Annotated in this window: 21 protein-coding genes; 13 read left to right on the forward strand and 8 right to left on the reverse strand. The window is 52.5% G+C overall.

Features of this window, described 5'->3' with window-relative positions; genetic code table 11:
* Positions 1–82: 82 nt before the first annotated feature.
* On the reverse strand, positions 83–847 hold the full coding sequence (locus tag FHU12_RS26885; RefSeq protein ID WP_227499853.1) for a tyrosine-type recombinase/integrase: 765 nt from the start codon (positions 845–847) through the stop codon (positions 83–85).
* 454 nt (positions 848–1,301) lie between these two features.
* Between FHU12_RS26885 and FHU12_RS26890 the strand changes: the two genes are divergently transcribed.
* The 6 genes from FHU12_RS26890 to FHU12_RS26915 all read left to right on the forward strand — a co-directional run bounded on the left by FHU12_RS26890 (position 1,302) and on the right by FHU12_RS26915 (position 5,715).
* Complete coding sequence (locus tag FHU12_RS26890) at positions 1,302–2,177, forward strand: hypothetical protein (RefSeq protein WP_141973174.1); 876 nt, start codon at positions 1,302–1,304, stop codon at positions 2,175–2,177.
* Between the two features lie 89 nt (positions 2,178–2,266).
* On the forward strand, positions 2,267–3,253 hold the full coding sequence (locus FHU12_RS26895; protein ID WP_141973176.1) for a hypothetical protein: 987 nt from the start codon (positions 2,267–2,269) through the stop codon (positions 3,251–3,253).
* A gap of 52 nt (positions 3,254–3,305) precedes the next feature.
* The gene (locus FHU12_RS26900) at positions 3,306–4,238 is read left to right on the forward strand and encodes an Rpn family recombination-promoting nuclease/putative transposase (protein ID WP_063988489.1); all 933 of its coding nucleotides are present in this window, start codon (positions 3,306–3,308) and stop codon (positions 4,236–4,238) included.
* Between the two features lie 28 nt (positions 4,239–4,266).
* Positions 4,267–4,902 carry a DUF2913 family protein gene (locus tag FHU12_RS26905; RefSeq protein ID WP_063988490.1) on the forward strand — a complete coding sequence of 212 codons (636 nt, stop codon included), beginning with the start codon at positions 4,267–4,269 and terminating at the stop codon, positions 4,900–4,902.
* A gap of 25 nt (positions 4,903–4,927) precedes the next feature.
* Positions 4,928–5,389, forward strand: coding sequence for an STM2901 family protein (locus FHU12_RS27275; protein ID WP_185742382.1), 462 nt, complete (start codon positions 4,928–4,930; stop codon positions 5,387–5,389).
* Positions 5,389–5,715, forward strand: a complete 327-nt coding sequence (locus FHU12_RS26915) for a DUF1493 family protein (RefSeq protein WP_141973178.1) — start codon at positions 5,389–5,391, stop codon at positions 5,713–5,715. The genes FHU12_RS27275 and FHU12_RS26915 overlap by 1 nt, the downstream gene beginning before the upstream one ends.
* On the opposite strand, the gene FHU12_RS26920 is transcribed toward FHU12_RS26915, so the two are convergent.
* The 3 genes from FHU12_RS26920 to FHU12_RS27315 all read right to left on the reverse strand — a co-directional run bounded on the left by FHU12_RS26920 (position 5,712) and on the right by FHU12_RS27315 (position 8,343).
* Complete coding sequence (locus FHU12_RS26920) at positions 5,712–5,876, reverse strand: hypothetical protein (RefSeq protein WP_230200727.1); 165 nt, start codon at positions 5,874–5,876, stop codon at positions 5,712–5,714. The two genes, FHU12_RS26915 and FHU12_RS26920, sit on opposite strands and share 4 nt — an antisense overlap.
* 458 nt (positions 5,877–6,334) lie before the next feature.
* A complete protein-coding gene (locus FHU12_RS26925; RefSeq protein ID WP_094887908.1) occupies positions 6,335–6,601 on the reverse strand; it encodes a colicin immunity domain-containing protein in 267 nt (88 codons plus the stop codon).
* Positions 6,598–8,343: an S-type pyocin domain-containing protein gene (locus FHU12_RS27315; RefSeq protein WP_221627860.1), complete on the reverse strand. Its 1,746-nt coding sequence runs from the start codon at positions 8,341–8,343 to the stop codon at positions 6,598–6,600. Before FHU12_RS27315 ends, FHU12_RS26925 begins: the two co-directional genes overlap by 4 nt.
* Before the next feature lie 494 nt (positions 8,344–8,837).
* On the opposite strand from FHU12_RS27315, the gene recA reads away from it, so the two are divergent.
* Genes recA through umuC form a run of 3 tightly spaced genes read left to right on the forward strand, consistent with a single transcriptional unit; the run spans position 8,838 to position 11,656 of the window.
* A complete protein-coding gene (gene recA / locus FHU12_RS26940; protein ID WP_141973179.1) occupies positions 8,838–9,947 on the forward strand; it encodes a recombinase RecA in 1,110 nt (369 codons plus the stop codon).
* Positions 9,947–10,327, forward strand: coding sequence for a translesion error-prone DNA polymerase V autoproteolytic subunit (gene umuD, locus FHU12_RS26945; RefSeq protein ID WP_141973181.1), 381 nt, complete (start codon positions 9,947–9,949; stop codon positions 10,325–10,327). The genes recA and umuD overlap by 1 nt, the downstream gene beginning before the upstream one ends.
* Before the next feature lie 54 nt (positions 10,328–10,381).
* Positions 10,382–11,656 (forward strand): translesion error-prone DNA polymerase V subunit UmuC, encoded by a 1,275-nt coding sequence (gene umuC / locus FHU12_RS26950; protein WP_141973183.1) that lies wholly within the window; start codon positions 10,382–10,384, stop codon positions 11,654–11,656.
* A 25-nt stretch (positions 11,657–11,681) separates the two neighbouring features.
* Here umuC and FHU12_RS26955 read toward each other — a convergent pair whose 3' ends face one another.
* Positions 11,682–14,669 carry a Tn3 family transposase gene (locus FHU12_RS26955; protein WP_141973185.1) on the reverse strand — a complete coding sequence of 996 codons (2,988 nt, stop codon included), beginning with the start codon at positions 14,667–14,669 and terminating at the stop codon, positions 11,682–11,684.
* A gap of 167 nt (positions 14,670–14,836) precedes the next feature.
* On the opposite strand from FHU12_RS26955, the gene FHU12_RS26960 reads away from it, so the two are divergent.
* The 4 genes from FHU12_RS26960 (at position 14,837) to FHU12_RS27320 (ending at position 18,573) form a co-directional block, all read left to right on the forward strand.
* Positions 14,837–15,487, forward strand: a complete 651-nt coding sequence (locus FHU12_RS26960) for a recombinase family protein (protein WP_141973187.1) — start codon at positions 14,837–14,839, stop codon at positions 15,485–15,487.
* Between the two features lie 287 nt (positions 15,488–15,774).
* Entirely contained in the window at positions 15,775–17,253 is a 1,479-nt protein-coding gene (locus FHU12_RS26965) for a SulP family inorganic anion transporter (RefSeq protein ID WP_185742383.1), read from the forward strand.
* 17 nt (positions 17,254–17,270) lie between these two features.
* A complete protein-coding gene (locus tag FHU12_RS26970; protein ID WP_141973189.1) occupies positions 17,271–18,110 on the forward strand; it encodes a universal stress protein in 840 nt (279 codons plus the stop codon).
* A gap of 142 nt (positions 18,111–18,252) precedes the next feature.
* A complete protein-coding gene (locus FHU12_RS27320; protein WP_221627861.1) occupies positions 18,253–18,573 on the forward strand; it encodes a ClpX C4-type zinc finger protein in 321 nt (106 codons plus the stop codon).
* A 299-nt stretch (positions 18,574–18,872) separates the two neighbouring features.
* Here the strand turns inward: FHU12_RS27320 and FHU12_RS27645 are convergent, their stop codons facing one another.
* The 3 genes from FHU12_RS27645 to repA all read right to left on the reverse strand — a co-directional run bounded on the left by FHU12_RS27645 (position 18,873) and on the right by repA (position 21,194).
* On the reverse strand, positions 18,873–19,046 hold the full coding sequence (locus tag FHU12_RS27645) for a replication-associated protein RepA4 (RefSeq protein WP_521084107.1): 174 nt from the start codon (positions 19,044–19,046) through the stop codon (positions 18,873–18,875).
* Positions 19,047–19,574: 528 nt separating this feature from the next.
* Positions 19,575–20,657, reverse strand: coding sequence for a Replication protein (locus tag FHU12_RS26980; RefSeq protein ID WP_311770119.1), 1,083 nt, complete (start codon positions 20,655–20,657; stop codon positions 19,575–19,577).
* Positions 20,658–20,927: 270 nt separating this feature from the next.
* Positions 20,928–21,194 (reverse strand): replication regulatory protein RepA, encoded by a 267-nt coding sequence (gene repA / locus FHU12_RS26985; RefSeq protein WP_089197753.1) that lies wholly within the window; start codon positions 21,192–21,194, stop codon positions 20,928–20,930.
* Between the last annotated feature and the right edge of the window lie 176 nt (positions 21,195–21,370).

The raw sequence follows: 21,370 nt of genomic DNA on the forward strand, positions 1-21,370 counted from the left end.
AGCACGGGCAAGGTCAATACTGAAATCATCAAATACGCTTTTCCGTAAAATCGTATTTGCGATTTGTCGTAAAACCAGAGGGTTATCTTAGAGAAGGGAGCGCCAGCAGCCCCCGCGCCTCATCAACGGGCAGAGAGAAGGCCAGATCCGGCGTGACATCCAGGGCGAAGATCCGAGTATAGATTTCGGTATTTTCCAGGCGCTTGTGGCCCATCAGCGCCTGGACCTGTTTGACGTGCACATCGTTCATCAGAAGATGCATCGCATAGCTGTGGCGGAACGTGTGCGGGGTGATGGGGCGCACCGAAAAAGTCACGCCATCCTGGGCGGCCCGGCGAACCGCCGCCCGCAGCCAGTTACGCGGCGTCTCCTGGCTGGCCACATCCCACATCGGCGTCGCCCGGCGTGTCAGCAACTTGAATGTCGCAAAATAGCCCTGCAGCCGGCGAACATATCCCGCATCCGGCAGCGGCACCGCCCGGAACGGCGCCTCCCGCCGCTGCTGCTCTTCCTTGGTCGGCCGGCGCCGCGGCCGGGGCGCGCGTTGCTTCAGCGTGCGCAGCCGGACAAACGGCAGGTCGCCATTGAAGAACACATCCCCCGGCGTCAGCGCCAGGGCTTCATTGATGCGGGCACCGGTGTTCCACAGGGTTTCGATCAGCATGCGCTGGCGCAGATCGGGCAGGTAGTCGAGCAGCACCGCAATTTCCGGCGCCAGCAGGTAGCGGGGCACATCCAGTGAGGCGGCCAGGGCCATTTCGCGCAGCCGAACGGCGCGCGCGAAGCCGCCAGGCAGACTGATCGCGCTACGTGAAATCTGTCCCATCTCGAGGGGGATGATACTCAATTTTTCATTCTCCGCTACTTGCTCAATTTTCGGCCTGCAAAGCCCCTTATCGCAACCAAACCTGACCGGCCATCACTTCCGACCACTATTGTGCCGCGTCAGGCCCGGCGCAGTGAAGCCGAATAAATCGGTGATCGGTCAGGACAGCATCGCATAAAAATTGGGGAAAAAACGCAATGTGCGTAAAAAACACAATCACCCTTGACGCCGGTTGGCGCCGCCGCGACCGGCGTTAAGCGAACGCCGTCCCTAATCCGCTGTGACACAAGGGAAAATCGGCCGGGAGATGGCCGGGCAGGGCGGCTGGGGAGTCTACCGGTAATGCCCAATTTCCCGGTGACGACGTCACCGTCAGTTTGTAATGAAAGTGTAATTCCCAATAAAACAAGCTTTTTACCAAATGACAACATCAGCAGTATAATCATCCCATCATGGATAAATACAGGGCAGGGTAATGTTTCACTTATTAGTCAGTTATGCAGGGTGGAATGATGAGCACGGTTGGCAGGACAACTCAGGATCGCTCGATTTAGGGCGTTCCATCACCAACGCGCATACAGATCCACAACTGGTTGAACGGTTTCGCCCCAATGGGGAGTTTTCTATGGCGGAAATCACACAATATCCGGCTCTAATTATGACAGAACTGGAAGGAAGGGGAGCTCCTTTTGCTAGAGTGGGTAATATTACGAACGTTAAAAAAGCAGGCCGTGACGCGATAATAACATACCGTCTCGACCCAGCGATCCCACCTATATCAACCCAGTCAATAAAAAACTTCGCACGCGAGCTCGGACTGACTGATTTCCAATTAATCCATACCCATTGGTCTGTAAATAATGGGGATTTATTCGAAGTTTTATTCAGAAATAGTATAGGAGCCATCCCTAAACCAGACGTTTTTAATATTGACCATATTCATCATGTTGAACAACAACAATTGTCCGTCATGATGCCATTTGCTGGAAACTTCACTCCTGTGTATCAGGCCATACAGACGATGGCCGCGGATATGGGCATGGTATGTAACCGCGCCGATGATATATGGGACCATCAACACATTATGCAGGATGTGGTTTCGCTCATTTGTAAATCTTCAGTGGTAATTTGTGACCTTTCGGGAAAGAATCCCAACGTGTTTTATGAGGCCGGTATCGCACATGCGCTAGGTAAACAGGTGATCCTTATTACGCAGCATATGGATGACATTCCTTTTGATCTCCGGTCCGTACGTGCAATTCAATACTTCCCCAACGGAGAAGGTATTGATGCGATGATAAAAAAATTACGTCCCCGAGTAAGCAAATTAAGCGGTGGTCATTTTCACTAGCTAGCGTACCGTGGCATGGAAGCGCACGGATAATGACAGGATAGTAATAGAAGAAAATTAGTGATTAAAGGATTTTGGATGAGAAAAATATGAACAGTATCGACCTATCTCACCTGTCAGCCCTACAAATCAAGGCTGCACGCGAGTTCGCTGCTTTGAAGTTCGATATCGACATGAAAGCCAGGGATTGCCCAGAAAACATACCTGATGACCTCCATGGCCCAATGAGAGGGGGAGAGTATGGCCCTTATTTTGGAATGTGTTTCTTTAACAGTATCATGCCTTTCATGCCTCGGGATTCCGAAACACAAACACCAGAAACATTATTGATCCCGGTTGCTCAAACCCTTGGTTGTAGTTGGCGGTGGTGGCCAGACCGTTATCTATCAAAAAAAGATGAAGAAAAAATAAAATCACATATTTTTTCGGAATATGGAATAAGCAGTACCAGTTATACCTGCATACCTGAACTCGGTCTATTCCTACCTCATGAGGGAAAGAATCGCGTCAACTTTTGTCGACACCACAATATCGATGATATCCCTGCCAGGGTATACACACATCATTATCCAAAAGCCGAAAGAATGGCGATTTATATCGTAAACATTGCCGGCGGAAAGGATTTTTGGTCCATACTGGATGGTCGATACATCCAGAAAATCAGTCACTTCTCCTTTGCATGGCCTTTACTTCGTGCTTATGGCGTAACAATCAAGCACCAGTGGCCAACTGAGTTACCTCCTTTAAAGGATATATTGGCTCACTCCGAAACCTCTAAGGAAACAGAAATTTTTTACGAGCATGTTATTGATGTTGAAAAAATCAGGATAAGGCTTGAAAATAATTACATCCGTACCGGCATGATCGATTTCCCAATCCGCAACAAATATGTTTATCCGGCGCTATTTACAGTTATTTTTATGATAGCAATGACTGCTTTCGATTATTCAAGTGGTGGCCTAGCTGAAAGTATTTTTCTAGCCATAGGCGCTTTTTCTGCAGGCAGCTTGTTTACCCTAATAGCCCCCGTTTTTTGGACTAAAAAAAGGCATTTAGTAAACGAAAACCGCCCCTAAATCTCTAGAGCTAGGAGATTGAACAGAAAACTCTACGTGCTACGATGTCATCATGAAAACGACACCCACGCCTCACGACGCCTTGTTCAAGCAGTTTCTGACTCACCCGGAAACTGCCCGCGACTTTCTGCAGCAGCACCTGCCACCGGCACTGCTGAAAACCTGTGATCTAAGCACGTTGCGGCTAGAATCAGGCAACTTTGTCGAAGAAGACCTTCGCGCCTATTATTCCGACGTCCTGTATTCGCTCAAGACAGGGAAAGGAGACGGATACGTTTATTGTTTGATTGAACACCAGAGTTCACCAGACAAACACATGGCCTTCCGATTGATACGCTACGCTATCGCCGCCATGCAACGCCACCTTGACGCCGGTAATGAGCAATTGCCTCTGGTCGTCCCGTTGTTGTTCTACCATGGTCAGGTCACACCTTACCCGTATTCAATGTGCTGGCTGGATGAGTTTGGTGATCCCGAGTTGGCCCAACAACTTTACACTGGTGATTTTCCGTTGGTCGACGTTACCGTTATTCCAGATGATGAAATCATGCAGCACCGTCGTATGGCCATCTTGGAACTATTGCAAAAGCATGTCCGACAACGCGACCTGGCCGAATTACTGGAACAACTGGTCACCTTACTGTTGGCCGGATACACTACTAAAGAGCAGCTGGTATCATTGATGAATTACATGCTGCAGGTTGGCGATACGGCCTCTCCGGAAACCTTTATCCGCGAGCTGGCACGCCGGGCACCACAGCACGAGGAGGTTCTTATGACCATTGCACAAAAACTGGAACAAAAAGGCCTGGAGCGCGGGCTGGAAAAAGGCCGTTTGGAAGGACGCCAGGAAGGACGCCAGGAAGGGGTTCTCGAGGGCAAACTTGCCGTTGCCCGTACTATGCTGGCGAATGGCATCGACCGCGATTCAGTAATGAAAATGACCGGTCTGACTGCCGCCGACCTCGCGCAAATTCGCCATTAATCCATCGTGACAACCGGCAGGGTAGACGTTGTTAGATAAGACCAAATCCGTTTCTACGGATAACACCACCGCCGCACTCAGCCACCTGGCGTTCTGCGCCCTGGCAGCATTGGGGCTGGCCCGCCAGGACGGCATCGTTGGCACACCCTACGCCGAAAATCTGTTTCTGATCCGCTGGCTGGCCACCGCCCAAAAACAGAAGCGGTTCCCTAAAAGTGTTGCCGTGGATCTCACCTGGCTGCTCGAACGCGGCCGCAAACACGGCCCGGCCGGCAAACTGCGCCAGCATCTGGAATACCTGTGGCGCTCCTGCAGCGGCAATCTCGCCGCGCAGTCCGATTTATTCCGGCTCACTTACGCGACTGAAACCCTGAAAGATCGGGGCTGGGACAACTATGTGATGGATGCCCGCGAGTGGCGGTCGGAAACCACACCCACGCCGTCCCAGCACAACGGATTTTACGTCGAAAAAACGGCGCTCAATGCCGCCTTCTCTCAGGATGGCCATCACCTGCAGCCGGTCTCTTTTCGCATTGTCGGCGATGCCGATACGTTCATTCAGGTCATGGCAGAGTATGGACTGCAGGCCCGCCTTGCAGACAGCAAGCCGACATATCAGACGGTAACACTGGAGCCAGGCGAGCACAGCAACGCGCCAACCTGACATCCCCTACGGTAAAGGATAACCTATGGATACGGTTGAAGAATTAAACGGTACGTATTTCTACAAGGGATATACCCAGTTGACGCCCCAGCAGCTGTGGTGGCTTATCAGCGTCGATGCGCTCCGTGAGCATCTGGGGATCAGCGTTGCCGATGCCGTCCTGATCGCATCAGGACAACCCTGGCTTCCCACGCGCCAAAAGCCGGGGACCGCCACACCAGGCACGTCAATCGCCTCGCGACTGTCACGGAAATACCTGGACAAGCCTTTGCCGAAAGGTATCCGTTTACCGACACTGGTGGGCGAAACCCCACAGCGCCTGCACATCAGCTACGTGAATAACTGGGGCAAATTTATCGGCCGCAATGTTCCCTGGCTGGGGTATGCCCTGTCGGCCTGGACCATTTACGCGATCGGCCGCGATGTAAAAGACCGTTTCAACCTCATCGCCCGTCCGGCAGACAGAATTCAGTGGACCTATTTTTGATGATGAAGACGCCCGCGCAAATAGAGCAAGAGATCATTGATTATTACTATGAAAATTTCAGCCCGCGGAAGTATGTCTTCTGGGGCCCGAAAGTGCCGGTCACCCTGGACACACGCTTGCGGGAAGATCTCAAGATTGGTTGGGATGACGGTGACGATGCGATCAACACCTACCTGTCCATATGGCAGGTCGATCCGGCCGGCATGGAATTCACCCATTATTTTGCCCCAGAGTTTTTCGGTTCAAAGGTGCCCGAACAGCCCCTAAAACCGCTCACCATCAGAATGCTGGTCGAGTCGGCCAAAGCAGGACGCTGGTTGTATTAGCCGGATTGGATGTCAACCGCCAGCGTTCTGACACGCTGCCGTAACGTATCTGCCGGCAGTGCGTCGATATCCGGCAACATCGCGGCCAGAGACAGGGCCTGGATGGCCAACTCAATCGCCCTCGGCGGATCAGCATGCTCATAGCGGATGTAGGTACGCATCGAAATCCCAAACTCCTTTGACGCCCGTTCCTGTGTCCATCCCAGTCCCGTTCGCCATAGTTTCAGCTCAAATCCCGTCATCAACGCTCCCTAAAACATGTCATATTGTCATATTATAGCAATGCAGTTTGGCAAACAATGGCGCCAGTAGCAAGTGACGATCACGCCTGGAAACACAACATTTAGTACCTCATTCAGCTGATTTAGACACAACATCTTGTGTCTCCCGGAGCTGGCTGGCAGATAACGATCAGACCCTCTGAAATCGTGCTAAATCGCAACAGTTGAGAGAGGGGTTTGAGGCCGTTAAAAGCGGCGTCAACGGCAGAAAATATATCAACGTGAGTTTTCGTTCCACTGGGCGTCAGACCCCGTGCCCCCCCATCGAATTACATGCATAAAAAACGCCATCCTGTAGGATGGCGTTATCTATAAATATTACTTGAAAATCCTGGACGTTAAAGAAGTTTAAACTTTTCCAATGTAGCTTTTACTTCCTTTCTTAAGCCAGATTCATCCAGTTCATAGTCCGCCCTATCAGCTTCAGGTTCAAAGCGTTCAGCTACCATGAATAACTCTTCACCACAATTTAGAACATTTTTATCTTGATCCTTAACACCGTATAGCTTCCGCCTTTCAACGCATATTTGCTCAGAAAATTGAATAGCTGTAACTTTTGAGGCCAAGAAATTTTTAGCCAGTTCAATTATCGACATTTTGTTCATAAGTCACCGGTCTCCAAATAAATTTTACCGTTCTCTGCATCAGGGTTGATTTTCCATCCTGACAGAAAATCACCATTAGGTTTAAGAACAACAACTCGCATAGTTTTAGGATTGAAATACACTTTAGACCCTTTCTCTCTTCGGTATGTCCCTTTCTCTACGGTTTCTTTGTCTGCTAAATGCGCTTCAATAGCATCCCTGAACTTAGTCAACGTTTCACGATTTTTCTTTGTGTCACTAACCCCAAAATCACCAGCATGTTTATACTTTCTGTCCAGTTGCTTACGCGTAAATCGCCCCGAGTCAAGAGGATCACTCAGCACTACATACACCGGTTCCACGCCCGTTCCCGCCGCATCCGGTCGCCAGTAAATAAAATCCTGTAGTCCATTGTGGTCTGCAACCGGCGTAGTGGTCACCGTGATGGTGTCCACCGGTTTCACTTCCGTGCCGGTATGAACGGGAGTCACCGGGACCGGAGGCGGTGGTGTACCGGTATTTGACGGCGCTGAGGGCGGCTGAGCCGGGTTAATCAGGATGGTCCGCGCAGGCACGCCTGCACCGGCAATTGCCGGTACGGTAATACGGTCCAGACCTGTTTTCGGATCACGCACCCCCGTCAGCACCTGCACCGCAGCCGGAATACCGCCGTTACCGGTTTTCAGCAGTTGCAACGCCAACTGCCCATTGCTCTTCATCAGACTCCCGCGCGCCGGCATATTCACGGTTTTCATCCCGGCCTCTATCGCCTTCGCATCCGCCAGCGCACGCGCCGGAAACGCAAACAGCGCAGGAACGTCGCGCCCTGGAACTTGATCACTGCCCTGACCTGCAGGTTTTGAATGGAACCAAAGAGTCGCCATCGAGGCCTTAAGAAGCCCCGGACTGACCGCCGGAACGGACAGTTTGGACAGCGCATTACTGAACCAGTTGGTAATACTGCCTGCCACATCACCGGCTGCCGTCCACACCCCGGCTCCGGCCAACGCCATCTGCGCCGTCCCCGGCGTCTGATTCAGCACCATCGCGCCCGGCGCTTTGAGCGCCTTATTCGCTTCTGCTACCATCGCCGGGGTATACACGGGAGCGGGTTTCACCCCGGCTTTGTCGAACAAAGCCTTACGGGCTTCCTCGGCCTTACGGGCTTCCTCGGCCTTACGGGCTTCCTCGGCCTTACGGGCTTCCTCGGCCTTACGGGCTTCCTCGGCCTTACGGGCTTCCTCGGCCTTGCGGGCTTCCTCGGCCTTACGGGCTTCCTCGGCCTTACGGGCTTCCTCGGCCTTGCGGGCTTCCTCGGCCTTGCGGGCTTCCTCGGCCTTGCGGGCTTCCTCGGCCTTGCGGGCTTCCGCTTCTGCTTTCGCTCTTGCCTGCGCGTTCAGTTCCCGTTGCAATCCTTCGTTACGTTGCCCGCTGAATACATGGAGAAATGGCGCAAGCCGCTGCATGTATATTCTTTTTGCGGTCGCCCCATCGCCTCGTCGACACGCATCCAGCAATTCACGATAATGCTTGTCGTTTTTTATATACGGGCAATTTTTCTTTCCGCAGATAAAACAAATATTATTGGCCAGGCATTCTTTGACTTTTTCATCCAGTCCGGGGATCGGAATAGAAGTAACCGTCAAGGTTTCCTCTCCATTTTCCCAATTCCAAGATCCGTTTTGCCAATATAATCCGGGTTCAGGTGGTACCCCGTTATTATAATTATACGGATCGTATTTAACTTCCCATTTATGCTCCATAAAATCTCCTTTTTGATATCTGTCATTTTGCACACAAACACTGTGTATATATATAGTGTTTGATGCTAAACCCTCCTCTCAAAACCGTCAATCAAATGATAATCATTCTCGTTTGTGCCAAACATGACACAAAAAAGCAGCCGGCTGCGACGGCTGTCACAGTGACAAAGGTGGGTTAATCCCGGCTGTGCGTCCGTTCCCACTCCAGTTTCTGCAACCTGTCATACTCGCGGGGGATATTCTGAAAGGAGATTAGAGAGCATTAAATTTCAACTTAAACAATGAATTATATCCTTAACGTACGTTTTCGTTCCATTGGCCCTCAACCCCCTGAGACAGAAAAAAATCCACTTCAAAATGAGCGAGTTGTTCCTCTAATAGCTGAAAGTCGCGCCCTATCGCTTGTCATTCCCCCTCAGATTTATATTATACTGGTTATGCATACAGTATAATTATAATAACGCATTCGGTTTCCGACCAGAGGAGAACATAAAATGAGCAACGCATCACGCACTCGCACATCGCAGGACACGGCCGGCACGCAGGAAAGTCGCGCCAAAGCCCTGCAAAGTGCCATCACCGCCATCGAGAAGGCGTTCGGCAAGGGCGCCATCATGCGCCTGGGCGACAACCATGGCATGGCCGTCGAACGTATCCCGACCGGCTCGCTCGGCCTCGACATCGCACTCGGTGGCGGCCTGCCGGTCGGCCGCATCACCGAAATCTACGGCCCCGAGTCGTCCGGCAAGACCACCGTCGCCCTGTCGGTCATTGCCTGTGCCCAGCGCGCCGGGCTGCAGTGCGCCTTTATCGATGCCGAGCACGCGCTCGATCCGCGTTACGCGCAGCAACTGGGCGTCGATATCGGTGAACTCCTTATCTCCCAGCCCGACACCGGTGAGCAGGCGCTGGAAATCTGTGACGCCCTGGTGCGTTCCGGCGCCGTCGGCGTGGTGGTGGTCGATTCCGTCGCCGCCCTGGTGCCGAAAAACGAACTGGAAGGCGAGATCGGGGACGCCCAGATGGGGCTGCAGGCTCGCATGATGAGCCAGGCGATGCGCAAGCTGAAGGGCAGCATCAACACCACCCGCACGGTGGTGATTTTCATCAACCAGCTGCGCATGAAGATCGGCGTGATGTTCGGCAACCCTGAAACCACCGCCGGCGGCAACGCCCTCAAGTTCTACGCCTCGGTGCGTCTCGACGTGCGCGGCGCCGGCAACGTCAAGGAAGGGGAGACCATCATCGGGCGGGATACCAAGGTGAAGGTGGTCAAGAACAAGGTCTCGCCGCCGTTCCGCCAGGCGCAGTTCCGGCTGCTGTTCGGCGCCGGCATCTTCCGCGAGGGCGAAGTGCTGGATCTGGCCGTCGACGCCAAATATATCCTCAAGACCGGCGCCTGGTACGAGTATCAGGGGGAGAAAATCGGGCAGGGGCGCGAGAAGGCCGCCGGCTGGCTGCGCGACCGTCCCGACGTGGTGGCCACATTGACCGCGCAGCTGCGCACGCACTACCTGCAGGCGGCGCAGCCGGCCGCTGCTTCAGCCGACGCGGACACGCCCCCGGATGACGATGCCTGGCAGAGCGCGCCGGAGGCCGTGTGATGCCGGTACGCCTCTATGACGCCGGCGTGCCCTGCGGGTTTCCGTCGCCGGCGCAGGACTATCTCGAGCAGCGCCTGTCGCTGGACGACATCTGCATCCGTCACCCGGAGAGCACCTACCTGGTGCGCGCCGAGGGGCTGTCCATGCAGGACGCCGGTATCCTCGATGGCGACCTGCTGGTCGTGGAGTGTTTCTACCGGGCGCAGCACGGCGACATCGTCATCGCCACCGTCGACGGCGAGTTCACCTGCAAGCGCCTGCAGCTGCTGCCCCGGCCGATGCTGTTGCCGGCCAATCCGGCCTTTGCGCCCATTCCGCTCGGTGACGACATCGAGACCGTGATCTTCGGCGTGGTGCGCCACGCCATTCACACGCTGTAACCCGACCCCGGTTATCGCCATCTGCCCATTCCGCAAAGCCCGGAGACCCCCGCCATGTTTGCCCTGGTTGACGTCAACAGCTTCTACGCCTCCTGCGAAACCGTCTTTCGCCCCGACCTGCGCGGCCGTCCTGTGGTGGTGCTGTCAAACAACGACGGCTGTGTCGTCGCGCGCAGCCGCGAGGCGAAAGCCTGCGGCATCAAGATGGGGGAGCCCTGGTTCAAAATCGCCAGGGACGCCGAGCGGCAGGGCGTGGTGGCGTTTTCGTCGAATTATGCCTACTACGCCGACATGTCGCATAGGGTGATGGCCATCCTTGGCCAGCTGACACCGCGACTGGAAGTGTATTCAATCGATGAGGCTTTCTGCGATCTGACCGGTATCCCGGCCGCGCAGCTGGAATCACTCGGTCGGCGGCTGCGGGAAGAAGTGCGGCGCCGAACCCACCTGACGGTCGGCGTCGGGATAGCGCCAACCAAGACGCTGGCCAAACTGGCCAACTACGCCGCCAAGACCTGGCACAAGACCGGCGGCGTGGTCGACCTGAGTGCGCCGGCGCGCCAGCGACGCCTGATGGCGCACGTGCCGGTAGAGGAAGTGTGGGGCGTTGGCCGGCGTATTGCCCGCCGGCTGACAACGATGGGGATCAGCACTGCGCTGCAGCTGGCCGACATGCCGGCAGCCGCGGCGCGTCGACAGTTCTCGGTGGTGCTCGAGCGCACGGTGCGCGAGCTGAACGGCATCACCTGCCTGGGCCTGGAGGAATTTGCGGCGCCGAAGGAGCAAATCGTCTGCTCCCGCTCGTTCGGCGACAAGCCCACCGAGCTGGACAGCGTCAGTCAGGCGGTCTGCGCCCATGCCGAGCGCGCGGCACAAAAGCTGCGCGGCGAACGGCAGTTCTGCCGGCACATCTCGGTGTTCGTGGCCACCAGTCCGTTCGCCGCCGGCGAGACCTATTATGGCAACCAGGCCACCACCCGACTGGCAACGCCCACCCAGGACAGCCGTGACATCATTCAGGCCGCACGGCGGGCGCTCGAACGGATCTTCATCGCCGGCCACCGCTATCACCGCTGCGGCGTGATGCTGGGCGATTTCACCAGCGAACGCGTGGCGCAGTTCGGCCTGTTTGATGATGCGCCACCGCGCAAAAACAGCGATCGGCTGATGCAGCTGCTCGACAGCCTCAATCAGGACGGCCGGGCGCCGGTGTGGTTTGCCGGGCAGGGTATTCCCGATCGTGCCGACGGCTGGAAGATGAAACGACAGCGACTGTCGCCGGCCTGGACCACACGGTTGCAGGATGTCCCAGTTGTGCGCCTGAAGTGAATGGGGTCAGTTTGGATATCGAAAATTATTGTACGTTAAGGCTATTTTTTGACCTTTCGACTTTGGCTGGTCTCAGCCGACGAAACTTACCAGAAGCCGGTATCCGGTTGCTTTTCCAGATATAATCGCCTGTCAGATTGATGTGTTCCCATCCTAACGGCGACAAATGCGACAGCAGTTGTTCGTTGATCTTCAGCCCTTTACGCTTCAGGGCATCGACAGCTCTTTCCATATACACCGTATTCCACAGCGAGATCGCAGCCGTCAGCAGCGTCAGTCCGCTGGCGCGGTAGCTCTGATTTTCCGGCTTTCGGTCTCTGATTTCTCCCAACCGGTGCATAAATACCGCCCGCGCTAGCGCGTTACGGGCTTCACCTTTATTCAGCCCCGCCTGTACCCGGCGACGCAGTGCCGGATCGCGGAACCAGTCGAGCATAAACAGGGTTCGCTCAATGCGGCCAATTTCTCTAAGTGCTTTGGCCAGTCCGTTTTGTTTGGGATAGCTGGCAAGCTTTTTCAGCATCAGTGACGCCGTCACGGTGCCCTGCTTTATCGAGGTCGCCAGACGCAGTACTTCCCGCCAGTGAATTTCAATTTCTTTCAGGTTCAGGCTGGTTGTTGATATCAGCGACTGAAGCGCCTGGAATTGATCCGCTTTCCCTTTGATAAATAGCTTCTTGTCGTAGATATCCCGAATTCGTGGACAGAACGCAAATCCCAGCAGATGCATCAGGGCAAAGACATGATCGGTGAAACCCGCGGTATCGGTGTAATGCTCCCTGATTTCCAGGTCGCTTTCGTGGTACAGCAAACCATCGAGCACATGGGTTGAATCCCTGACCCGACTGATTATGCAGGTGTAAAACGGACTGTATTGATCCGAAATATGGGTATAAAACTGACGTCCTGGCTCCTGCCCGTATTTCGGATTAACTTGCCCTGCGTAGCGGCCTGAGTTGCCTGTTCTGAAATTCTGTCCATCTGATGATGAGGTTGTCCCGTCTCCCCAGAATGCCGCCAGCGACCTTTTCCCCTGCGCGTTCACCAGTTCTGCAAGGGCGGCTGAATAGGTTTCGTCACGGATGTACCATGCCTGAATATCTTCGAGTGATGATTTGGTGCTCCCGGGGCAGGCTTCTGCCATTTTGGTCAGGCCAAGATTGATGCCATCCGCAAGAATGGTGGTGAGAAGCAGGCGGGTATCGGGACGGGTAATGTCATTTTTTATATGCGAAAAATGTCGGGTAAACGTCGTCCAGCTGTTTACCTCGTCGAGAATTTCCGTGATTTTAGGGCGCGGTAGCATGCTGTAAACCAGCTCTGCCAGCGGTGAAACCTGCACCGGAACGCTGTTATCCAGCGGAGAGACTTTTACGCCCCTGTCAGATATTTCTACATCAGGCAGCTCACCAAGGGCAGCCATGGCATTGACCTCTTCAAGCCTGGACTGAAGCAGGGTCATACGGCTGGTAATGTACTCATGATAATCAGCAGATACGGGCAGTGGCAGCGCCGGTGTGAGTTTGTCAAAGTCCTTTTCGGGAATGAGGTAATCATCAAAATTTTTGTAGCGGCGTGAACCTTTAACCCAGATGTCCCCGGAGCGCAACGCCCCCTTAAGCTCGCTGAGCGCACAAAATTCATAATACTGCCGGTCAATACCCGCAGGTGTAATCACCACCTTGCGCCAGCTTTCTGGGACAAACTCAAGCGGCGCTGTCGCCGGAACTTTACGTGACTGCTTCCGGTACATATCCTTGATCACAACCAGCGCATCAGCCAGAGGTTGCGCAGCCGGGGTGGCGACTAACTGTAAAGCGGACAACATGCGCGGGGCATATTTCCGTAATGTGCTGTATTTCTCAGTAATAATATGCAGCGGGTCAAAATTATTTTTTCTGGCGAGATGGCGTGTTTCTTCCAGACTGGCGACAAATTCAGGCCATGGGAGTATGTTTTCTATTGCGAGCCATGGATCGCCACCGGAATCGCGGGCATCAGACAGTGCCTGACCGACATCGATGTACTGCCTCAGTTTTGACTGGATCAGCTTTCCGGTCTGCTGAAGGCGCTCAGCCTGTGTTCTTTTGGCTTTACTGAAAAGGCTGTTCAGCATTCGCTCATGCAGCTCAATCACTTCGTCTGTCAGTGTGGCTCTGGCTTCTTCCAGCACGCACACCAGGATCGCATGACGCCGGGCTGCTGAAAATCGGGTCAAATCCCGGCTACTCATCTTTCGGCCTTCCCGCGCCAATTTCAGCAACCGGTTCTGGTGAATGGTACGATCTATACCTTCAGGTAATGCCAGCAATTCAATGCTACTGAGCCGATCAAGATGTTGCAGCACGTTCTTACCATTGATTTTACCCGGTGGTTGCAGAAGCCATGTCAGCCTGGAAGGCTGATTATCTGATGACTCAAGTAAACGATCCAGGGCATCCCTGTGCGCCGGAGTTAACGGGGCATTCAGGGTCTGAAACACGATTTTATCGCCACCTGCCATGGCCTCCGCACAGGTGCGCTCCACGACATCAATCGCGGGGATTATCACGTTGTTCTGCCGAAGCCAGACCAATAACTCTTCGGCCAGGAGAATGCCTTTATCGGTGCGTGTCGCCATCGGCAGCAGGTGTGTAATGCAGTCCTGCTGTATTTTGCCTGTGAACGCCTTTACGCCAATATAGCGGTACAGTTCGGTTAAATGCTCACGCCGGGTCGTATCCCTGCCGGAAAGATAAGCAGGCCAGAGATCCCCGGTGAGTTTTAGCCTGCTGGCGATATGCTTCAGCAGCGTATCAGAGGGTGGAATTTTTTTATCCGGGACAAAGCCGACATTTTTTAGATAGCAAAGAAGGACGGCAAAACCAAAACGGCTGGCGGGTTTACGGTGAGCACTGATAAGCGCAAGATCATGTTCACTGAAATAGGCCATTCGGGTCAGCGTTAACTCATCGTCGGGCAATGCCAGTAATGATTCTCTTTCCGACAGTGAAAGAATCTGCCTCCTTGCCATATAGTTTCCCTCATAAATTATTCGATACGGTATTTTTAACAAAAATGGTTATCGCATAAGGGTACACCCTGACGCCATAATCAAAACGTGACGGATCACAATGAATGACATAACCTATATGCGATAGATTTAATGCAATAATCTAAATGCGATAGCATGGTGAAAAAATGTTCATAAGAGCTTATTTAAGGGCATCGACGGAAGATCAGTTTGCTGATCGGGCAAAAGAGATGCTGGAGCAGTTCGTTCAGGAGCGAGGACATAAAATTGCCAGCCACTACCGGGAGAACATCAGTGGCACAAAACTTGACCGTCCGGAACTGGGACGCTTACTGATGGACAGTCACCACAATGATATTTTACTGGTCGAGCAGATAGACCGCCTAACCCGACTGAGCAACAACGACTGGATGACGCTGAAAAAGCAGATCGAACAGCACGAATTGCGGATTGTCAGTCTTGATGTCCCCACTTCGTGGCAGGCTTTATCGGATAAAGAACCGTCTCAGACCGATCCTATAACCCGCGCCGTTATTACTGCTATCAACAATATGCTGATAGACCTGATGGCCGCTATGTCGCATAAGGATTGGTTGAGCCGTCGCCAGCGACAAAAGCAGGGGATTGAGCGAGCTCACTCCCTGGGGAAATATCGTGGCAAACAAGCTGATCGTGAGCGTCACCAAAAAGTACTGTACTACCGACAGGTCAAGAAATTGAGCATTCGGGAGACTGCCGAGGCAACGGGTTACAGTTCTTCCCAAGTCTGCAGAATACAGGCGCTTTATCATAAAGCATCCGAAGACGGCAAAGGATAATTTTCCCAGCCCCACAGTTCGAATCAGAGCTGGGACGGATTGCGTCAAATACACTGCGATGCTTGCCTGGGAATACCTATGCCGTTAGACTGCCTACGACATAATAAACGGATCACTATCACGTAATCATGCGTCTTACTCCACCTTAAGTCCCCACCCCTCTGACAGGCTGAAGCGCTACCGCTTCAACGCCTTCACACTCAATCCCAGCCCTGGGATGCTTTTTGTATCTGCAATTTGACTAAAACAGCCCCGCTATCGGGGAAATAACTATCAGGATAGTAAAAATGCTGTTGTCCTCAACACGTAAGGACTGGCTCGGTAACATCCGTGGGGATGTGCTGGCCGGTATTGTCGTTGCTCTCGCTTTGATCCCTGAAGCTATCGCATTCTCCATTATTGCCGGTGTCGATCCCAAAGTGGGGCTCTATGCCGCGTTCTCGATTGCCGTCATCATCGCCTTTGTCGGCGGCAGACCGGGAATGATTTCCTCCGCTACCGGAGCCATGGCGTTACTGATGGTGACTTTGGTGAAAGAGCACGGGCTTGAATACCTGCTTGCAGCCACAGTGCTGACGGGTATCCTTCAACTGGTTGCGGGTTATCTCAAACTGGGTAACCTGATGCGCTTTGTCTCTCGTTCCGTCGTTACCGGTTTCGTCAATGCACTGGCCATCCTTATTTTTATGGCTCAATTACCTGAGCTGACGGATGTAACCTGGCATGTTTATGCCATGACTGCCGCCGGGTTGGCGATCATTTATCTGTTTCCTCTGCTCAATAAAACCATCCCATCCCCTCTGGTGTGCATTGTGGTGTTGACTGCGATCTCAATCGGCCTGGGGCTTGAAATCCGTACCGTGGGTGATATGGGCGAACTACCTGATAGCCTGCCGATGTTCCTGATACCGGATGTACCACTCAATCTCAACACGCTCATGATTATACTGCCTTACTCTGCCGGGCTGGCGGTGGTCGGGCTACTGGAATCCATGATGACGGCAACCATTGTTGATGATTTAACCGATACGGCCAGCGACAAGAACCGCGAGTGCAAGGCTCAAGGGATCGCCAATATCTGTACCGCATTCATCGGGGGGATGGCAGGTTGTGCGATGATCGGCCAGTCAATCATCAATATCAAATCCGGTGGTAGGGGGCGACTTTCAACATTAACTGCCGGGGTCGTGCTGCTTTGCATGGTGGTCTTCCTCAATGACTGGGTTTCACGTATCCCGATGGCAGCCCTGGTGGCCGTGATGATTATGGTGTCTATCGGGACGTTTTCATGGCGCTCAATCGCCAATCTGCGGATACATCCTCTGTCAACCAGCGTAGTGATGATCGCTACGGTCGTGGTCGTAGTCGCCACCCATAACCTGGCCTACGGAGTTCTGGTCGGCGTCCTGATTGCGGCCATGAACTTTGCCAATAAAATTGCCCGCTTTATGCTTGTTGACACCGCGCTAGATGAAGGCCGACGTGTTTATACCGTGCGCGGACAGGTTTTCTTTGCGACATCAGAGCGGTTTACCCAGGTATTTGATTTTAAAGAAGCGATCGACGAGGTTGTTATTGACGTTAGCCACGCCCACTTCTGGGATATCACCTCCGTGAGCGCACTGGATAAAGTGGTGATTAAATTCCGTCGCGAGGGGACTGACGTTGAAATCAAGGGAATGAATGAAGCTACCACTACCCTTGTTGATCGGTTTGGTGTGCATGATAAACCAGAAGAAGTTGAAAAAATAATGAGTGGCCATTAATCCATGAAGGAGCACTTATGAAAAACACAATTATTGGTTGTATCGATGGTTCGTCGTCGGCCACTGCCGTTTGCCAATATGGCGCATGGGTTGCTAGCAAACTCAATGCGCCACTCACACTATTGCATGTACTTGAGAAAGCGGATGTTTCAGCCTCCCAAGACCTGAGTGGGAGCATCGGATTTGACAGTCGAGAGGCGCTACTGGAGGAACTGGTTCAGATTGAAGGTGAAAGAGCCCGCCTGATGAAAGAGCAGGGAAAACAGCTTCTTCGTGTTGCAGGGGAAATGGCGAGAAACATGGGTGTCAATGAGGTCAATGCCGTCCAGAAACACGGTGCTCTCGCCGAAATACTGGGTGAGATCCGGGATGCCAAAATGATGGTCCTGGGCCGTAAAGGTGAGCAATCTGAAACCCGTGGACATGTGGGGAGTCAGTTGGAGAGCGTTATCCGGCTCCAGAAGTGCCCGATCCTGGTAAGCACGGGAGATTTTTTGCCACCGACCAGAATCATGTTTGCCTATGACGGCAGTGCTGAAGGTAAAAATGTTCTGGAGCGGCTTGCCATCAGCCCATTACTACAGGGGATTGATTGCCACCTGGTGATGAATGGCGATGATCCCACCGCCCTTGAGGCTGCTCAGATTACGTTAGAAAATGCCGGTATTAACAGTCAAGTTCATCTGATTTCTGGGAGCCATATCGCAGAGTCATTGTGTCGTTATGTGTCGGAGAATGATATCCACCTGATGATTATGGGGGCGTACGGCCATTCCCGCCTCCGTCAGTTCTTTATCGGCAGTAACACAACGGCGATGCTGGCGAAAACACCTATCCCGCTGTTGATGATGAGGTAACTCACGTCGCCCGTAGAAACTCTACGGGCTTTCACTGGTATCTATCTTGTTCTATTGCAACTCGAACGAGATTGGCCAATTTTCATCGCTGTACGATTTACGGTGAAATGTACAAGATCCATTGAATGCAAAGGATGAAAAAATGAGTGAGTTACCCAAGAAAGATAGGTCCCCCGAGGCGGCAAGCCAACTCAAACTTAAAGACATTGCTCGACAGCTACAGATACTCATGCTTAACGAGGGGATCACGCCAGAAGAATTGGTGAGTTGTGCTAATGCAGTAAAGAGTAGCTACGATAATCGTTTACTTTCTCCCGAACTGGCATTATCACCAGAGCGAATGTGTCATTTTTGTCAAAAAACAACGCAAAAGGTCAAAATCCTTATTGCAGGGCCAGGAGTGAATATCTGTGATAAATGTATTCAAATGTGTAATGAGATGATAGAGAGAAACACCCAGTAAAGACGATGATCTTTACCATTCTTGGTCTTTAAATATCTTTTCGGATGAAAAGGATTTCTTTTCTATTTATCCCCAGAAGCCCGATAAGTGCACCAACCATGCTCAGAACTGACTAAAAAATAAGCTTAACGTACAATAATTCTCTATATCCAAACTGACCCCTGAATGCGCGTCAGCGCATGCAGGCGACAACAGTCCTGTAAGAGAACACCCTAAGGTTAGGGTCGCCGGTAGCGCGGCATAGCCGCCCTGCTTTGATAGATTTCACCTATCCAGCCCCTCGCCCTGATAAGCCAATTTTACTTACAGCGTTGGGTAGCTATTTGTGCGCGGTCGGAGTGGACACGGCAAGGCGTAGCCGCAGCTGTGGCGTATCTCCGCGTTAGCGGGCCGTAAGGGCCGCTTACGAGCGTGTTAATCGATACTCCAGCGATATTTCTGCCAGCGATTGAATGGTTAGTTACAGCATTCATCTTAAAGCCACTCTGTTCCGGGCCTTTGGCCCGGGCGGCGTGGCTTTGGGATGGTGGAAAGAGCTATGGATGGTGAAGCTGAGTTAGGTTGGTTTTTTTGCCTGGCGTAGCCAGGTGCTACATAGCCGGCTTGCCGGCTGTTTTTATTGATGGGTATCTGCTGATGTTTTTGAGAAGGTGTTTTGCCCGAGCTGTAAAGCAAGGGAGGTACATTCGAGCGCTCTGAGCGCGAATGTACCCCCTTTTTTAAAAGGCTATTTTGTTATGGATTAACGTTCGAAATTAAGTATATCTATATCCTAGCTTTCGAAGTTAACTTTTGTTTTCGAAATTAATTCCATAACGACTGGTTGTTGGCCAACCAAAATGACAATTCTTTGATGGCAGAGCTATGGTATCCATCGCCGGCACCGGAAAAAAATCCCCACAAGTGGAAATTAACACGAGGTTTCTGAACGGCAGGCAGCCCAAAGGCCGCGCCAGGAAAAACCGGGCACGGGGCGTCATAAGGTGGAAAGTCGAAGAGATTTAGATGACGCCGGCTCGCTCAAGCAGTAACTGGTAGTAGGCTTCCGGATCACTGGTTAGCAACCCGGGCTTATCGCGCTTGAGCTGTACTTCCAGTTGGAGAACCTTGTGAGGTACCGTTTTACCCGCCCAGTTTACGTAAGCCTGATATAAAGGCCGGCCAGACTTATTTCGGCCCTTGGCCGACTCAGTGATCCGGTCCTGAAGGACGTCCAGGACATTGTCCAGGCGATCTCCATTCTCAATATTTTCAAGAGCGTTTTCCAACTGAACAACTGCGTGTTCTTTCTCGCGGGCAAGATCAGGGCTCACGACCCAGCGCTTAATTTGTTTGAGACGGTTGCGCAGCGAATGGCGGCTTTTTAGATCAATACCGATGTGCTCGATACGCAGCAGATGCCGCTCATATTTGGTGCGGAGTGTTTCTGTCAGGCCTTTCTTAATAGCCCAGGTACGGAACTGCCCGAGCCACTGGCGAATTTCGTCGACGGCGATCCCGCGAGATGTGAAAAAGCGCTCGCTGAGCCAGATGCGCAGCGGCTTGTTCTGGCCGGAGTCGGTATCTTTACCATGCAACACGATCGCATACTGGAGCTGTTCCATGACTGACAACGCATTTAGCGCGATGTCGTAGGCTTTGCGGCCACTATCATACACATGTAATACACCCATATATCGAGCAAGCTGCTCCATTGGCGCCATGATCTCGAATGGGTAATCGCTGTCTGGATTATAGTCGCAGTTCGCAGCCATGACTTGGCTAAGAGCGGTCAGCGCTTCACACGCTTCTGAGCGCGCATGCACACGCATAGGCTTGGGAACGTAATGGCGATCATTACGCTTGGTATAAGGGATATAACCGTTACGCCGTAACTCGATGAGATCAGGATTACGATGCCAGTTATGGCTGCTGACACGCGCAACAACTTTAGAGGCCATACCACGCGGCACGGCACAACTTAGACCAGGCTGATAGCGACGATGAACCTTGGGAAGCCCTTTACGTAAGGCATTAGCCTCGCCACGGCGAGAGCTACGAGATTCGATGTAAGGTGCGGCAGTTGCGAAATTTTGGCTAGTCAAATAGCCCTTCGCTTATGTTGCGCCGTAGGAGTTGACCTTTTTCAGGCATAAAACTATACTCCCCGTATAGAGCAACAGCTTCTATACAGTTTTAAGTAGGCCCCGGTAATCTCTCCACTCGCCAAAGTTAAGGAGATTATCGGGGTTTTTGCTTTCAGGATTCCGTTCAAATAGCTTCAGAACCCATTCCTTGCCACCTTTCGGCGTGGCCAACCAAAAATTCTTAATCGATCAGTAATCTATCACTGGATCTAAGAACACTCAAGAAAGTTATTCCGTGACGCTTTTTTCTAACCGCTGGGTTGCAATTTTGATCAGTGTTTCAATCATTTCCGTCTGTGTTACGCCTTCAGCTTCACACAACCGCTGAAGATTGTTTTTTAAAGCACTCTGAACGTACACACGAATTTCTTTATGAGTTTCTTTCTTACGGGCAACCAAGGCCTGCTGTCTTTCTGACGGAGACATTGGATTACCTTTACGGTAAATACGCTTCGTTTTCGATGAGGAAGTAACTGCGTTTACGGCCTGTGACATTTCTGCCTCCCCAAGGATCTGAAAAGGATCGTTTGGCAAAGCGTACTACAGAATCCGTAACTTAGCAGCATAAAAAGCATTTTTCAGTCCCGTTGGCGCGGGATGACAGATAAAAATGCAGGAAAAGCGGACAACCTGAGCCCAGAGGATCAGGCTGTCATAGTGTTGCGGGAAGG

The sequence above is a fragment of the Serratia marcescens genome (genome assembly GCF_006715005.1).
In the GTDB taxonomy this organism is placed as follows: Bacteria; Pseudomonadota; Gammaproteobacteria; order Enterobacterales; family Enterobacteriaceae; genus Serratia; species Serratia montpellierensis.

Bases quoted from the DNA above. Each gene is read 5' to 3' on its own strand.
- FHU12_RS26890 (WP_141973174.1), top strand. From the start codon at position 1,302: ATGTTTCACTTATTAGTCAGTTATGCAGGGTGGAATGATGAGCACGGT.
- FHU12_RS26895 (WP_141973176.1), top strand. From the start codon at position 2,267: ATGAACAGTATCGACCTATCTCACCTGTCAGCCCTACAAATCAAGGCT.
- FHU12_RS26900 (WP_063988489.1), top strand. From the start codon at position 3,306: ATGAAAACGACACCCACGCCTCACGACGCCTTGTTCAAGCAGTTTCTG.
- FHU12_RS27275 (WP_185742382.1), top strand. From the start codon at position 4,928: ATGGATACGGTTGAAGAATTAAACGGTACGTATTTCTACAAGGGATAT.
- FHU12_RS26915 (WP_141973178.1), top strand. From the start codon at position 5,389: ATGATGAAGACGCCCGCGCAAATAGAGCAAGAGATCATTGATTATTAC.
- FHU12_RS26920 (WP_230200727.1), bottom strand. From the start codon at position 5,876: ATGCGTACCTACATCCGCTATGAGCATGCTGATCCGCCGAGGGCGATT.
- FHU12_RS26925 (WP_094887908.1), bottom strand. From the start codon at position 6,601: ATGAACAAAATGTCGATAATTGAACTGGCTAAAAATTTCTTGGCCTCA.
- FHU12_RS27315 (WP_221627860.1), bottom strand. From the start codon at position 8,343: ATGGAGCATAAATGGGAAGTTAAATACGATCCGTATAATTATAATAAC.
- recA (WP_141973179.1), top strand. From the start codon at position 8,838: ATGAGCAACGCATCACGCACTCGCACATCGCAGGACACGGCCGGCACG.
- umuD (WP_141973181.1), top strand. From the start codon at position 9,947: ATGCCGGTACGCCTCTATGACGCCGGCGTGCCCTGCGGGTTTCCGTCG.
- umuC (WP_141973183.1), top strand. From the start codon at position 10,382: ATGTTTGCCCTGGTTGACGTCAACAGCTTCTACGCCTCCTGCGAAACC.
- FHU12_RS26955 (WP_141973185.1), bottom strand. From the start codon at position 14,669: ATGGCAAGGAGGCAGATTCTTTCACTGTCGGAAAGAGAATCATTACTG.
- FHU12_RS26960 (WP_141973187.1), top strand. From the start codon at position 14,837: ATGTTCATAAGAGCTTATTTAAGGGCATCGACGGAAGATCAGTTTGCT.
- FHU12_RS26965 (WP_185742383.1), top strand. From the start codon at position 15,775: ATGCTGTTGTCCTCAACACGTAAGGACTGGCTCGGTAACATCCGTGGG.
- FHU12_RS26970 (WP_141973189.1), top strand. From the start codon at position 17,271: ATGAAAAACACAATTATTGGTTGTATCGATGGTTCGTCGTCGGCCACT.
- FHU12_RS27320 (WP_221627861.1), top strand. From the start codon at position 18,253: ATGAGTGAGTTACCCAAGAAAGATAGGTCCCCCGAGGCGGCAAGCCAA.
- FHU12_RS27645 (WP_521084107.1), bottom strand. From the start codon at position 19,046: ATGAATGCTGTAACTAACCATTCAATCGCTGGCAGAAATATCGCTGGA.
- repA (WP_089197753.1), bottom strand. From the start codon at position 21,194: ATGTCACAGGCCGTAAACGCAGTTACTTCCTCATCGAAAACGAAGCGT.